Source organism: Metabacillus sp. RB-C-LZQ-3-1 (assembly GCF_058315175.1).
The window spans coordinates 233,785-247,083 of record NZ_JBZFLI010000006.1; the positions used below are offsets into that span (position 1 = coordinate 233,785).

The window sequence follows — 13,299 nt, forward strand, 5'->3', positions numbered from 1 at the left end:
ACTTCAAAGTGTACAGATACATTTTTCTTTATATGGATGGGATATTACTTGCATTTTGTGCCTTTTGTTTAGGCTGAAGTAGTTTTTGCTTTTTTTCAAAGGCTTCGCTTAACTTCGGAAGAGTAAAAGCATAGAATAGGGAAACCAATAAGATAACAAAGGCAATACCATAATATAAGTAATCAATTTCGTTTATGAACTTAGGGAAGAGTAAAGCAATCAAACCGAGAGTTAACGATTGAGCGAACATCATTAAAGGGTCAATCCAGCCACTTACACGTCCCATTAGCTTTGGATGAACAATTTTTGGCATCCATCCACCGATTGCGATATTAATGGGTCCTAAGCATGTCCCAATAATGAAGACAATCACTAAGAAAATAACAAGTTTATCAGTAAAACCTAAAAAGAAAATGAGTAGACTTGTTAGGAAAATAGGAAAAACCATTAATTGGTGCGGTTTAAATTTGGAAGCAATTAATGTACCGAGTCCACTACCTGTTAATAGTCCAAACCCTAAAGATATAGCGAATAAAGAAGCATACCATTCATAGTTCGTCGGTGAAAGTTCATATTTCATGGTGAACATTGGCAAAATGGCAAAAGCTCCATTGAAGAAGCCAAATACAAAAAATCCAAATATCAGGACTGAAAGTAAGCGGTTTTTAACAATATAGAGAATTCCATCCTTAAAGTCTTTGATAGATGATTTAATACTTACCTCTTTCCAGTTTACTTTCCCATTTGGTAGCCGTGCAGAAGTAGGTATTTGACATGAACGAATTAAGAGAGCAGATAAAACGAAACTAATAAAATCGACTACGACTGCCCCGTGAATCCCGACGGTTTTATAAATGGCAGCACCTAAACCAACTCCAAACACCATAAAGATACTAAAAAGCATTTGATTTAAGCCTGCAGCTTGGGCATACTGCTCTTTATTTAGAATTCCTTGCACAAGACTGTTCTCTGCAGGGAAAAAGAATTTTGTAACTGCACTTCTAAAGAATAAAACAAGGAAAATAAGTGGAATCGAATTGGTGAAAAGAGCTCCAAAAAGGAGGGCCGTTAAGGCTGCTCGGATCCAATCACAATTTTCCGCTACTTTTTTTCGGTCGAACCGATCTGCAACTACTCCAACAATAAAGAACACTAGGATTGTTGGCAGTGAATACATTAATTCAGCGATTGTTGCATATGAAGGTTGATGACTAAAGTGATCTAGTAAATAAAAAGCAAAAGCCATGTTCCCGATCGTCGTTCCCATTTGAGAGAAAAGCGCTGCAAAAAACAATTTGACAAAATTTCGATTGCGAAAGATTTTCATTAGTTTGCTCCTTATATGACATTATTCCATTTGTCATTATAAGGTAATAGTTGTTTTTTTGATACGTAAATTACAAAATCTTAATAAATTCTTAAGGTCTTATTGAAACTCTAGTTCCATTTGGAACAATTGAAGCAAGTTCTAAAACATCCTCATTATACATTCTGATGCATCCTAATGAAACGGCCTTTCCTATGGAAGAGGGATCATTTGTGCCATGTATACCGTAATGAAGCTTTGATAAAGAAAGCCACATTGCTCCATAAGGTCCTCCTGGGTTTGGTTCTCTATTAACAATGACAAAGTCTCCAACCGGTGTGGCTGTGACGATTTTTCCAACTGCTATAGGATATACTTTCAAGACCTGCTCGCTTCTCCTTAACGTTAATTGTTTCCTTGCAACAGAAACCTCTATAGAAAAAGGAATACTGTTTGGATCTGGTATACCTGGTATTGTAATTTTTTGCCCAATATAAATTAGATTTGGGTTTACGATTCTATTAACAGTTATTAGCTGCTGTAAGGATGTTCGATAATTGGCTGCAATGATAGCCAATGACTCTCCCTTTTGAACAGTATGAATCATCAACGCCCCCCCTTTTTGGTGTGAAATTGCCCTAGGAATAAAGGATTGCTTGTTAAAACTTAATATAACTTATGGTTGAATGTGGTATAATGTACATTAATTTATCATTAATCATTTCTATGTTTTAGTCATGAAGATTGTGTATATTAGTTACTTCGTTTCTATTTAAAAATAGGAAAGTTTTTAGCTGATTTTGAAATTACATAGTAAGGGTGTTGAATATTGGATAGAGAAAAATATGCAATTGTTGATATCGGCTCAAATACAATGCGTTTGGTGATTTATTTACGTGAGAAAAGCGGTAGGTTAAAAGAAATTGAAAATGTAAAAGTTGTTGCACGATTACGAAATTTTCTTTCAGAAGATGGAATATTAACAGAGAAAGGTATTCATGTTCTCGTTGAAACACTTCTAAGTTTTCGGGAAGTCACAAACCATCATTTATTGGATGAAGTAAAATGTGTTGCAACAGCCACCATTCGTCAAGCGAAAAATCAACAGGAAATACTTGAACGTGTGAAAAAAGACACTGATTTTTCCATTCGTATTTTATCAGAATATGAGGAAGCTTACTTTGGATTTTTAGCAGTAGTCAATACAACACCCTTTAATAGTGGAATCACCATTGATATAGGTGGAGGAAGCACAGAAGTAACGTACTTCCATGACCGGAAGCTTATTAACTATCATAGTTTTCCATTTGGAGCACTGTCATTAAAAAAGCAATTTATTATGGGAGATGTTCCCACTGAGACAGAGTTAATGACACTTCGTAATTTTATCTATAACGAATTTAGTCAATTAGATTGGGTGAGGGATAAATATCTTCCGATTATTGGAATCGGGGGGAGCGCACGTAATATGGTCCAAATTCATCAGGAGTATATTGCATATCCAGTTGCGGGTGTCCATCAATATTTAATGAGCCGGGAAGATGTTTCGGAGATGAATCGATATCTTCAATCTCTATCATTTTCTGAGTTGCAAAAGGTAGAAGGACTCTCTAAAGACCGTTCTGATATTATTATTCCCGCGGTGGAAGTATTTCGTCAATTAATTAACATTGTAGGAGCTAGACATTTCGCACTAAGTAGAAAAGGATTACGTGATGGAGTCTTCTTCGAGGAATTAACAAAGGATTTCGGTATTTCCGTTTTTCCTAATGTTATAGAAGAAAGCTTTTACGAGCTTGCTACTGATTACAATATAAATTTAAATCATGTTTTTCATGTTACAAATAATGCTGTTATGATAACAGAATTGTTAAATAAAGCAGGGATTATTTCAACAACAAAACAGGACGAGTTATTTCTTAAAAGAGGAGCTTTTGTTTATAATCTTGGCTCCTATATTGATTCTGAATCGAGCAGTCAACATACGTTTTATTTATTAGCGAATCGCACAATCGATGGTTTGTTTCATAAAGATCGTATGATTGTTGCCCTTATCGCTTCTTATACAAGCAAATCAGGCTTTAAAAGGTATGTTGCTCCATATAGTCAATGGTTTTCAAAAGAAGAGTTACAAACCTATAGGATACTAGGGGCTATCTTAAAATTTTCGTATAGCTTAAATGCAACGAAAAGAAATATTGTTAAGTCGGTTGATTTACATACTCAAAAAGATGGATTGTCTTTCAAAATAACTTGTCATCATGATTGGAAACCGGAACAATATCAAGCTGAAAAGCAAAAGAAGCATTTAGAAAAGCTATTGAAAAAGCCAATAACGATTACTTTTTCTGAGGGGTAAAAATCAAGGGTTGATTCTACTTTTACAAAAAAACAACAAAACATTTACAAAAATTTAACAATTGTATAAGTCCCTTAATGCTATGATGAAATAATAGAAATTGTCGAAAAAGGGTGAACAAACATGAATACAACCAATCAAAAAGCTTTAGATCTTCAAAGTCCACTTTATTATAACAATAGAGAGCTTAGCTGGCTGGCATTTAATGAACGTGTTTTAGAAGAGGCTTTAGATGAACGTAACCCTTTATTAGAGAGGTTAAAGTTTTTAGCTATCTTTAGCTCTAATTTAGATGAATTTTTTATGGTTCGCGTAGCGGGATTAAAAGACCAAGTAAAGGCTGGATACAATAAGCCGGAAAATAAAGCGGGAATGACGCCTAAACAACAGTTAAATCAAATTGGTCTTAATGCGCATCGGCTTGTTGGCATGCAATATGATTCATACAATGATTTACTTATTCCGAAGCTGCAGGAAGAAAGCATTGAAATATTAAAAATGTCTGATGTCACTTCTGAACAATATAAAAGTCTTGAAGAATATTTTGATGAGCAAATTTTCCCGGTATTAACTCCTATGGCAGTGGATGCATATCGTCCATTTCCGATGTTATTAAATAAAAGCTTAAACTTAGCCATTGTAATTGAAGATGATGATGGATTTGAAGAAAATCGCTATAAAACAGCAATTGTTCAGGTTCCAGCTGTTTTAGAGCGATTTGTTAAATTACATACTTCCTCTGATCGTACTCAATTTATTTTATTAGAAGATATTATCAGTACATTTATTCATAAGCTTTTTAAAGGTTATAAAGTCGTGTCAGTATCGGTTTTCCGAATAACAAGAAATGCTGATATGACCATTCACGAGGAAGGTGCTCGTGACTTATTAAAAGAGATTGAAAAAGAGCTCAAAAAACGTAAATGGGGAGCTGCTGTTCGGCTTGAAATCCAAAAAGATGGATTTGACCAAAACATACTACGTTATTTAACAGAAGAGCTTGAAATCCATGAAAAAGATGTTTATGAAATTGATGGGCCCCTTGATCTTACCTTCCTTTTTGGCTTTGCTAAGGAAATGTCAAAACTTCGAGAAGATTTGGTATTTGAAGCTTTAATTCCTCAACCGCCAGAGGATATTGCCTCTGACGAAGATATTTTCGAGAAGGTATCAGAGCAAGACGTGTTTCTCCATCATCCTTATGAATCGTTCGAACCTGTTATAGAGTTTGTTTCTGATGCTGCCGATGACCCTGATGTATTAGCTATTAAGCAGACGTTGTATCGAGTAAGTGGAGATTCTCCTATTATTGATGCCTTAAAACGTGCAGCAGAAAATGGCAAGCAGGTAACTGTTTTAGTTGAGTTAAAAGCTCGTTTTGATGAAGAAAACAATGTTCAATGGGCAAAGGAATTAGAAAAAGCAGGCTGCCATGTCATTTATGGTATGACGTACTTAAAAACACATAGTAAGATAACCCTTGTTGTGAGAAGGAAAAATAATCGAATTGAGCGGTTTGTTCATTTGGGTACGGGAAATTACAATGATCAAACAGCCAAAATATATACGGATATGGGCTTAATTACGTCTAAACGTAAATTTGGGATTGATGCAACCAACTTCTTTAACTATTTAAGTGGTTACACTGAGAAGCCGGAGTTTCATCATCTATCAGTGGCACCTTTTGATATTAGAAAGGACTTTATACAGTTAATCGATCAAGAAATTAATTTTCAAAAGAGATTTTCCAATGGACGTATTATTGCAAAAATGAATTCCTTGACGGATAAAGTCATCATCACAAAGCTATATGAAGCGTCTAATGCAGGTGTCAAAATTGATTTAATCGTTCGCGGAACCTGCTGCCTGCGACCAGGAATAAAGGGCGTAAGTGAAAATATTCGAGTTCGAAGTATTGTTGGTCGATTCTTAGAGCATAGTAGAATTTATTTCTTCCATCATAATGGTGAAGAGAAGACATACCTTTCTTCAGCAGATATGATGACTAGAAATATGGAAAAACGTGTTGAAATTTTATTTCCAATCTATGAAGGTCATATAAAAATGAGACTTAACCAGGTATTGGCTCTTAATTTAACTGACAATGTAAAAGCAAGGGAACAAGACGAAAATGGTGTTTATCATTATGTTAAACGCAAAGAGAATGAGCCAATTGTTGATAGCCAGCTCACATTATTTAGCAGAGCCTATCAGGTTTTAGAGGATGAAGAATAAAAAATTCTAGCTTTTTACTTAAATAACTAAGAGGACAAATTCAATTATGAATTTGTCCTCTTTTCTTGTTATGTTGGTGATTTAAGTGTTAGTTGAGTAAGCTCTGGTGTAGATAAAAAGCGAAAAGGAAGTCTTGTCGTTCCTAAACCTCGATTAACATAGAGCTTCATATTATCTATCTCATATAATCCTTCAAAATATTCAGTTGCATATGGGGGAGTAATAAGCGGGCCATAAAATGGCAACTGAACTTGGCCACCGTGACTATGTCCCGATAATTGCAAATGAACGTGATATTTTTTTACTTCAAGAGCGGCATCTGGTTCATGAGCCAATAAAATATTAAACGTATCTTCCTTTAGGTTTCCTAATGTTCCTTCATAGCTTGGTTTCCCTAACATAAGATCATCAATTCCGGAAACAGATATTTTATGCCCGTCTAACATAGAAATATTTCGCACTTCATTTTGTAATAAGGTGAAACCTGACATCGTGATAACATTTCGATAAATATCTGTCCCATATCCACCATGATCATGATTTCCATAAACAGCAAATTTTCCAAAAGGAGCTTCTAATTTTTCAAGAATGGGGACTATTTTGTTTATTTGTGTGTATTGATTAGGCTCATCCATTAAATCACCAGTAAAAAATAATAAATCTGGAGATAGAGAGTTTATTTTATCTACAATTGTCTTAAGTCGATCGATTGTAAAATAATCACTTAAATGAGTATCACTAAATTGAACAATTTTAAAACCGTCAAACGATTTAGGTATTGTTGAATGGGTAATTGTTAGTTTTTTTATATCTAAAAACCTAGGTTCGAAATAACGTGAATAGGTGTACCCTCCGGCTAAAGTTAAGACACCTCCAATGGAAAAGGAAAAAAGTCCTTTAAGAAAAGATCTTCTAGAATAAAGTTTTGACATTGAATACCAACCATTCTCCAGCATTTTTCTATAGTTAATTTATTTTTATTAAGTATAGCACGGTTTAATGAGAGAGTTCTATTCATAAGATAAAGATGAATCAACAGTTTCATTAGATAATAGGTAAAAGTTATGATAAAATGTGAATGAATGGTCATTCATAATATGGTAAGGGGGATAAGGATGAAGAATAAAGTCATTATTGTTACTGGGGGATCCAGTGGTATGGGCAAGGCAATGGCAAAACGATTTGCATTAGAGGGTGCAAAAGTAGTGATTGTCGGCAGAAATCAAGAAAGGCTTGATGAAGCTCGAAAAGAAATAGAAGGGTCAGGTGGACAGGTTTTATCCTTTCAGTTAGATGTAAGAGATTCAGAAAAAGTGTCAGAATTGATTCAATTCGTTGATTCTACATGTGGCAGAATTGATGGTTTAGTTAATAATGCTGCAGGGAATTTTATCTGTCCAGCTGAAAAACTCTCAATAAATGGCTGGAAGTCTGTCATTGATATCGTTTTGAATGGAAGCTTTTATTGTTCATCAGCTGTAGGAAAGTATTGGATTGAAAAACAATTAAGCGGTTCCATTATTAACATGGTTGCAACATATGCATGGGGAGCAGGTGCTGGTGTCATTCATTCGGCTGCAGCAAAGGCTGGTGTGTTATCTATGACAAGGACACTTGCTGTAGAGTGGGGATCAAAATATGGAATTCGTGTAAATGCTATTGCACCTGGCCCCATCGAAAGAACAGGCGGGGCTGAGCGATTATGGGAATCCGAAGAGGCGGCGAAAAGAACCATTAATAGTGTCCCACTAGGTCGCTTGGGCACTCCCGAGGAAATTGCTTCTTTAGCATCTTTCCTTCTTTCAAATGATGCAACATATATAAATGGTGAATGTATTACTATGGATGGAGCTCAGTGGTTAAATAAGCATCCATTCTGAAAAGATGATGTCCCTTCAGATAAAAATAATTATCATAGAACCATCTATTGATGAGCAAAAACCTCTAATCCTTCCTTTAATATGCTATAATAATGCTGATACAGATAGAGATAGGTGAGGGGATTGCAATGGATCCGTTAGATGTATTAACAAACCTGGATAAGGTTATTCCTAATTACCAAGCAATTTATAGCGCAGATGAACAACGAATAATTGGATATGAAGTATTAGGAAGAATAAAACTAAATGATGAGATAGAAAGCCTCGGGGAATTTTTTCAGGATGAAAACATTCCAGATGAATATAGGATTGAAGTCGATGACTCTATCTTACATATGGCAATTGATGAATTTCTAGAATTGAAGGAATCACATCTTCTCCTTTTTGTTAACCGAGATGCAAATTTACTGATGATTGATCATGGTGAAAGCTTTTTAGACATCCTTTTAGAGAAGCAGGAAAAAGGCTTAGAACTTAATCAAATTGTATTGGAAATTACGGAACACAACTTTCGTGGAGATATTGAACAGCTTTATCACCTTTTATTATATTACAGAACATATGGAATTAAAGTTGCTATTGATAATATTGGGAAGGCCAGTAGTAATTTAGATCGAATTGGTCTTCTATCACCAGAAATCTTAAAGATAGATCTACAGCCATTACGGTTAAGCTCCCCATCACAATCATATTATGATGTACTTTATTCAATCTCACTCCTAGCAAGGAAAATTGGAGCCACTTTGTTGTATGAAGATATCGAAGTAAACTTCCAGCTTCAATATGCCTGGAAAAATGGTGGTCGGTATTATCAAGGTTTTTATCTAAATAAACCACAACGAGAATTTACTAAAATAGATGATAGTAAAGATATGTTAAAGCACGAATTTCAGACATACATCCATTCTGAAAAAAAGAAGCTTGAAAAACTTTATCTTTTCACAGAGAATTTTAATCAACGAGTACAGCAAATTCTTCAAAAAGTCGGGAAGCAATTTGATGATTATCAAGATTTACTACAACAGCTATCAAAACATCTAGATGACTGCAGCTTTAGAATTTATATCTGTGATGAAGATGGGTTTCAACAATCTGTCAATATATTCAAACAAGAAAATTGGGAGATTCAACCTCAATATTATTTAAATAACTGGAGTTGGCGACCTTATTTTTTGGCTAATATAATGAGAATGAGATTTGACCAAAAAGGTTTTTTAAGTGATGTGTATAGTGATATTGAAACAGGAGAATTAATTCGAACTTTTTCGTTTCCATTAAATCAAAATCATTATTTATTTATTGATTTATCATACGATTATTTATATGAAGAGGAAGGTCTTCTATAAGTTTTTCCAAGGACATATAAGGCATATTTCTTTAATAAGTGAGTCATCCTATCTATAGAAGGGGTGACAGCAAGATGACCTATTTTACAATGGTTCTTGGTGTAGTCGCATTACTAATCTTGGCAACAAGCTTAATTTATACATTTAAAATCGGGAAGCTTGTTAGTGAAAGAAAAGCGAAGTATGATACACAATTAAATGAAAAGGTACAAGAACATCCATATACGCGTAATCCTGTTTTTTTAGCATATATGATTGCTGCCGTTCTTGCATTAGCGTATATTTTTTATTTAGCCTTTACAATTTCATGGTAAGCAGTGGACAATAGTTCACTGTTTTTTTTATTTCTATATCTGAATGCTTTTTTGATTAGAGTTATGTCAAATTGGGTAGAGAATAATGAAGGTTGTTGTCATAAATTGAATAGATTTTACGAACGTTCCTATCACTATTCTGACAAAAAAGTTGGTAAAATGAGGGAAGAGACATTGCTTGTCCAAATCGTTTATGAGAAAGGATGGAACTGTATGAGACAAAAATACCTTTATCACAGCTTATTATTAATAGCCATTATTCTCTTGTTTTCTCAACCTATATCTGGGTCTGAACAAAAAAATATGAGTAGAGAAAACATCCTATCTCATCTTCAAAATGCGTTTAATGCACAACAAGCACTTTCAGAAAAGCCAAGAGAAAAAGAGGAAATGGTTCATATCCTATCCGATTATTTCGACAAAGGGCTAATAAATCAATATTTAAAAGAAAATATGGTTGAAGAAAACGGTCAATATATTATCTATGGCACTGATTTCCCGATTTACGTGATTCCGTTTTTTTCTTATGACGAGAAGACAAAGATTATTGAAAAGCAAGATCATATCATTGTGTATGAATTTTTCCCAGCATCTACCGATGGTCCAGTAAGTTTTGATGATCATTATGAATGGGTTAAATTATTGAAAACACCAAAAGGATTAAAGATATCTGAAATTAATAATTATACAAAAAACTTGGAAGAAATGGACTTCACACCAAAACAAAACAATTTAGAAGATGGTTCTATTGTGCGAACAACCGAAAATAAACAGACCGAAAAAAGTTTTTTCTTAGATCAAACATTAAATCAAATCTTAATGCCTTACCTTTATTCGAAAACAAAAACGATCTTACATGATTTTTTCTTCTAAAAAACTTTTAAAAAAAGATTGACAATGAAAGTGATAATCATTATCATTATAAATGAGAAAGATAATCAATAAAAACCTATTGCTACATAGGGATTTGATTAGTCATAAACTCTCGTTTTTCCCCAAACCCCTTTAATAGAGCGGAAAAAGCTTGGCTGGTCACCAAGCTTTTTTCTTTTTTATACTATCAGAAAACAAAAAATAATGGATGATCATTTTAGAAAAACTAGGTTTACGCCATTAGAACAATGTTAAATACCAAGTGATTCCAATCATTATAATCCTAATAATTCCTCAAGTTTTTTTAAATCAAAACCAGTTACTACCTCATTATCGACCGTAACTGTTGGTGTTGAGGTCGAATGTAAGTCTTCAACAAGAATTCGACGAGCTTCTGAATCGACAGAAACATCCTTTTCAGAATAAATAATTTGATGATGATCTAAAAATTGTTTTACAACTTGGCACGGAGGGCAGCTAGGTTGAGTATAAACAATTACTTTTTTCAATTTTATCTCTCCCAAAACAATAAATTCTTATAGTACATATTGATCCAAAGGATATTTTAACATAATTAAACATTTAGTGTGTTTTTTACTAAAAATAACTTGGTACCAAGGGAATTAAATTAGATTATGAACGTTGGAGGGAATTGTGATACAATTATACGGGCTACTTCTTCCATCGGAAATAATAAACGACATTTTAATCTAATTTAATCAAAAAGTCGATTAGATTCAAGGAAGTTTAACATCATTAGATAATTTTCTTGGAAATCCCTACATACATAGTGTAAAATTGACATGGCACAAAGTAAAGATGCTGATTATTGAATCGTTGTTTAGTGGATAGAATGAGTGGTAGTGTAAAACAATAAAATGAAGGAATTAGTTATACGTTAACTCTTCCGGAAGGGGGATATCTGGTGTCACAACTTTTAGGAATTATTACAAGACTTCAAAATCTTCAAGAAAATTCTGGTTCAGGCGAGCCTGTGCAACGTTTTTTTGAGGTTGAAGGTGAAAAACGTTGTAGTGTAAAATATTTTGACAAAAATAGTACGTTTGAGCTTGAGGTTTATCAAAAGGGTGAAAAGCCTCAATCTTATCAATTCGATAATATCGATATGATTGCTATGGAAATTTTCGATCTCCTCCAATAATCGCGTTTGACTAAGGAGGCAAAATGAAAAAAGATCCTACTGTTATTTGTCCATTTTGTCATGGACAAGGACCACTTTCAAAATCATTAACAGCTCAATCTAACCAAAATGTAATCTTTACGTGCGCTCATTGTCATGAATCAATTAAAAACATTGAGACAAGTAAAGGGAAATAGCCATACCTCTGGTATGGCTATTTTTTATTCTAATGCTTTTTATTCATATTACTCACTGTCTTCGTCATATAGTATAGTATCGAAAAAGTTGTTTTCGAAGGTTAAAAATGAAATATGACAAGGAGTTGTGAGATGAACGATTCTTTCACCTTTTATAATGTCTCTGAGAAAAAAATGTGCTTTCAGACTGTCCTTGAGCGTATAAAAGGCTTTATGTTAAAGGATCCACGTTCTGAATATGTATTGTCCATAGGATCAGACTCACATGTTCATCAATCTGAAACGAAGTTCATTACGGCTATCCACATTCATAGAGTTGGAAAAGGTGCATGGGGGTGCTTGAAAAACCATACTGTGAAACGGCCAATTTCTAGTATTCGAGAAAAAATTTCAATGGAAACAGCACTCAGTCAAGAAATTGCTTACTACTTTACATCAAAGCATTTAATGGAATTATCTGATATTTTGATTCCTTTTGCGGATGAGGGAGCAGATTTAATTTTTGAGATTCATTTGGATATTGGGAGAAAGGGCATGACAAAGGAATTAATTCAAGAAATGACTGGTAGAATAGAAGCAATGGGAATCGAGGCTAAAATAAAGCCAGACTCTTATACTGCTTTTAGCTATGCTAATAGATATACAAAATGAATAAAGAACAGCAGGTTGATGTCGAATCTTGCGTTTGAAGACTTTCTTAAATGTTGAGTATGCTTTTTTTAGGAGTTATTTTTAATGGGGGGCAATTGTGTGCATATGATGGAGAGATTTACTGATGATGAGCAAAAATTATTAGTTAAAACACTATTAAGTCAAAATTACGTTATAGAGTTGCTTAGCAGTGAACTAAATGACATTGAGTGTGGTAAAAAGGCAATAGATGAGCATTCATATCAGCAATTAAAATCTCTTTACGAGCGCCTAAGAATTAAATAAGTACCGAAAAGAAGATACTCCACCAAGGGTATCATTTTTTTATATGATCAAAAAGAAAAATAGTATGTGTGTCAGAATGTGTAACACATTTGCCATAAGACTCGGTGACAAGTTTTTGAATCTTTCACCTAAATAGGAAACTGAAGGAAGAAATAGAGTTTCATTTTATGATATGATAAATTAGGAAACTTTAACACACCTCTTTGTGGATAAAAATAGCTTTTTTAGAGAGGAAGAACAACATGTTTAGCTTAGATGCAAATGAATTAATAGGGTTAACTATACAAGATTTAATGATCTCAGGCGATAAAGTAGCTCATGTCCAAATTGGGAATAATTTAGAGCATGCGTTGCTTGTTTTAACAAAAACAGGTTATACGGCCATTCCGGTTTTAGATCCCTCATTTAAATTGCATGGACTTATTGGAATGAACTTAATCATGGATAATATTTTTGGGCTTGAAAGAATCGAGTTCGAAAAGTTAGAAAACATGAAAGTGGAAGAAGTGATGAATACGGACATCCCTAGGTTGTATTTACATGATTCTCTTGAAAAAGGGTTAGAACTTGTCGTCAATCATCCATTTGTTTGTGTTGTAAATGAAAGCAATATATTTGAAGGAATCTTTACAAGAAGAGCGATCTTAAAGAAAGTAAAAAAACTAATTCAACATTATCAAAATGACCATATAAGCGAATGATGATTGAAAAA

At 33.8% G+C, this 13,299-nt stretch carries 15 protein-coding genes; 11 read left to right on the forward strand and 4 right to left on the reverse strand.

Features of this window, described 5'->3' with window-relative positions; all coding sequences use genetic code 11:
* Window positions 1-28 precede the first annotated feature (28 nt).
* Together AC4GZ8_RS12205 and AC4GZ8_RS12210 are read right to left on the reverse strand one after the other, a co-directional pair.
* Window positions 29-1,327: an MFS transporter gene (locus AC4GZ8_RS12205; RefSeq protein ID WP_491082119.1), complete on the reverse strand. Its 1,299-nt coding sequence runs from the start codon at window positions 1,325-1,327 to the stop codon at window positions 29-31.
* A 91-nt stretch (window positions 1,328-1,418) separates the two neighbouring features.
* Window positions 1,419-1,916, reverse strand: a complete 498-nt coding sequence (locus AC4GZ8_RS12210) for a L,D-transpeptidase family protein (protein WP_491082120.1) — start codon at window positions 1,914-1,916, stop codon at window positions 1,419-1,421.
* Between the two features lie 264 nt (window positions 1,917-2,180).
* On the opposite strand from AC4GZ8_RS12210, the gene AC4GZ8_RS12215 reads away from it, so the two are divergent.
* Together AC4GZ8_RS12215 and AC4GZ8_RS12220 are read left to right on the forward strand one after the other, a co-directional pair.
* Complete coding sequence (locus tag AC4GZ8_RS12215; RefSeq protein WP_491082233.1) at window positions 2,181-3,665, forward strand: Ppx/GppA phosphatase family protein; 1,485 nt, start codon at window positions 2,181-2,183, stop codon at window positions 3,663-3,665.
* A gap of 123 nt (window positions 3,666-3,788) precedes the next feature.
* Entirely contained in the window at window positions 3,789-5,900 is a 2,112-nt protein-coding gene (locus tag AC4GZ8_RS12220; RefSeq protein ID WP_491082121.1) for an RNA degradosome polyphosphate kinase, read from the forward strand.
* A gap of 68 nt (window positions 5,901-5,968) precedes the next feature.
* Here the strand turns inward: AC4GZ8_RS12220 and AC4GZ8_RS12225 are convergent, their stop codons facing one another.
* Complete coding sequence (locus tag AC4GZ8_RS12225) at window positions 5,969-6,832, reverse strand: metallophosphoesterase (protein ID WP_491082122.1); 864 nt, start codon at window positions 6,830-6,832, stop codon at window positions 5,969-5,971.
* A 183-nt stretch (window positions 6,833-7,015) separates the two neighbouring features.
* Between AC4GZ8_RS12225 and fadH the strand changes: the two genes are divergently transcribed.
* From fadH to AC4GZ8_RS12245, 4 genes are all read left to right on the forward strand, one after another.
* Complete coding sequence (gene fadH, locus AC4GZ8_RS12230) at window positions 7,016-7,780, forward strand: 2,4-dienoyl-CoA reductase (RefSeq protein WP_491082123.1); 765 nt, start codon at window positions 7,016-7,018, stop codon at window positions 7,778-7,780.
* Between the two features lie 128 nt (window positions 7,781-7,908).
* The gene (locus AC4GZ8_RS12235; RefSeq protein WP_491082124.1) at window positions 7,909-9,126 is read left to right on the forward strand and encodes an EAL-associated domain-containing protein; all 1,218 of its coding nucleotides are present in this window, start codon (window positions 7,909-7,911) and stop codon (window positions 9,124-9,126) included.
* 74 nt (window positions 9,127-9,200) lie between these two features.
* The gene (locus tag AC4GZ8_RS12240; protein WP_491082125.1) at window positions 9,201-9,440 is read left to right on the forward strand and encodes a hypothetical protein; all 240 of its coding nucleotides are present in this window, start codon (window positions 9,201-9,203) and stop codon (window positions 9,438-9,440) included.
* Window positions 9,441-9,653: 213 nt separating this feature from the next.
* Window positions 9,654-10,313 carry a DUF3993 domain-containing protein gene (locus tag AC4GZ8_RS12245; protein WP_491082126.1) on the forward strand — a complete coding sequence of 220 codons (660 nt, stop codon included), beginning with the start codon at window positions 9,654-9,656 and terminating at the stop codon, window positions 10,311-10,313.
* 275 nt (window positions 10,314-10,588) lie between these two features.
* Here the strand turns inward: AC4GZ8_RS12245 and AC4GZ8_RS12250 are convergent, their stop codons facing one another.
* Window positions 10,589-10,822, reverse strand: coding sequence for a glutaredoxin family protein (locus AC4GZ8_RS12250; RefSeq protein WP_491082127.1), 234 nt, complete (start codon window positions 10,820-10,822; stop codon window positions 10,589-10,591).
* 416 nt (window positions 10,823-11,238) lie between these two features.
* On the opposite strand from AC4GZ8_RS12250, the gene AC4GZ8_RS12255 reads away from it, so the two are divergent.
* The 5 genes from AC4GZ8_RS12255 to cbpB all read left to right on the forward strand — a co-directional run bounded on the left by AC4GZ8_RS12255 (window position 11,239) and on the right by cbpB (window position 13,288).
* Complete coding sequence (locus AC4GZ8_RS12255; RefSeq protein WP_026562808.1) at window positions 11,239-11,475, forward strand: YkuJ family protein; 237 nt, start codon at window positions 11,239-11,241, stop codon at window positions 11,473-11,475.
* A gap of 23 nt (window positions 11,476-11,498) precedes the next feature.
* Entirely contained in the window at window positions 11,499-11,651 is a 153-nt protein-coding gene (locus AC4GZ8_RS12260) for a hypothetical protein (RefSeq protein ID WP_491082128.1), read from the forward strand.
* 132 nt (window positions 11,652-11,783) lie between these two features.
* Entirely contained in the window at window positions 11,784-12,302 is a 519-nt protein-coding gene (locus tag AC4GZ8_RS12265) for a ribonuclease H-like YkuK family protein (RefSeq protein ID WP_491082129.1), read from the forward strand.
* Between the two features lie 108 nt (window positions 12,303-12,410).
* Window positions 12,411-12,587 (forward strand): antirepressor AbbA, encoded by a 177-nt coding sequence (gene abbA, locus AC4GZ8_RS12270; RefSeq protein ID WP_491082234.1) that lies wholly within the window; start codon window positions 12,411-12,413, stop codon window positions 12,585-12,587.
* A gap of 242 nt (window positions 12,588-12,829) precedes the next feature.
* Window positions 12,830-13,288, forward strand: coding sequence for a cyclic-di-AMP-binding protein CbpB (gene cbpB / locus AC4GZ8_RS12275; RefSeq protein WP_491082130.1), 459 nt, complete (start codon window positions 12,830-12,832; stop codon window positions 13,286-13,288).
* Window positions 13,289-13,299: the final 11 nt, after the last annotated feature.

Excerpts from the sequence above, each read along its gene's own strand:
- AC4GZ8_RS12215 (WP_491082233.1), top strand. The coding sequence starts at position 2,181 with ATGCGTTTGGTGATTTATTTACGTGAGAAAAGCGGTAGGTTAAAAGAA.
- AC4GZ8_RS12260 (WP_491082128.1), top strand. The coding sequence starts at position 11,499 with ATGAAAAAAGATCCTACTGTTATTTGTCCATTTTGTCATGGACAAGGA.
- AC4GZ8_RS12265 (WP_491082129.1), top strand. The coding sequence starts at position 11,784 with ATGAACGATTCTTTCACCTTTTATAATGTCTCTGAGAAAAAAATGTGC.
- AC4GZ8_RS12225 (WP_491082122.1), bottom strand. The coding sequence starts at position 6,832 with ATGTCAAAACTTTATTCTAGAAGATCTTTTCTTAAAGGACTTTTTTCC.
- AC4GZ8_RS12235 (WP_491082124.1), top strand. The coding sequence starts at position 7,909 with ATGGATCCGTTAGATGTATTAACAAACCTGGATAAGGTTATTCCTAAT.
- fadH (WP_491082123.1), top strand. The coding sequence starts at position 7,016 with ATGAAGAATAAAGTCATTATTGTTACTGGGGGATCCAGTGGTATGGGC.
- cbpB (WP_491082130.1), top strand. The coding sequence starts at position 12,830 with ATGTTTAGCTTAGATGCAAATGAATTAATAGGGTTAACTATACAAGAT.
- AC4GZ8_RS12220 (WP_491082121.1), top strand. The coding sequence starts at position 3,789 with ATGAATACAACCAATCAAAAAGCTTTAGATCTTCAAAGTCCACTTTAT.
- AC4GZ8_RS12240 (WP_491082125.1), top strand. The coding sequence starts at position 9,201 with ATGACCTATTTTACAATGGTTCTTGGTGTAGTCGCATTACTAATCTTG.
- AC4GZ8_RS12245 (WP_491082126.1), top strand. The coding sequence starts at position 9,654 with ATGAGACAAAAATACCTTTATCACAGCTTATTATTAATAGCCATTATT.
- AC4GZ8_RS12205 (WP_491082119.1), bottom strand. The coding sequence starts at position 1,327 with ATGAAAATCTTTCGCAATCGAAATTTTGTCAAATTGTTTTTTGCAGCG.
- abbA (WP_491082234.1), top strand. The coding sequence starts at position 12,411 with ATGGAGAGATTTACTGATGATGAGCAAAAATTATTAGTTAAAACACTA.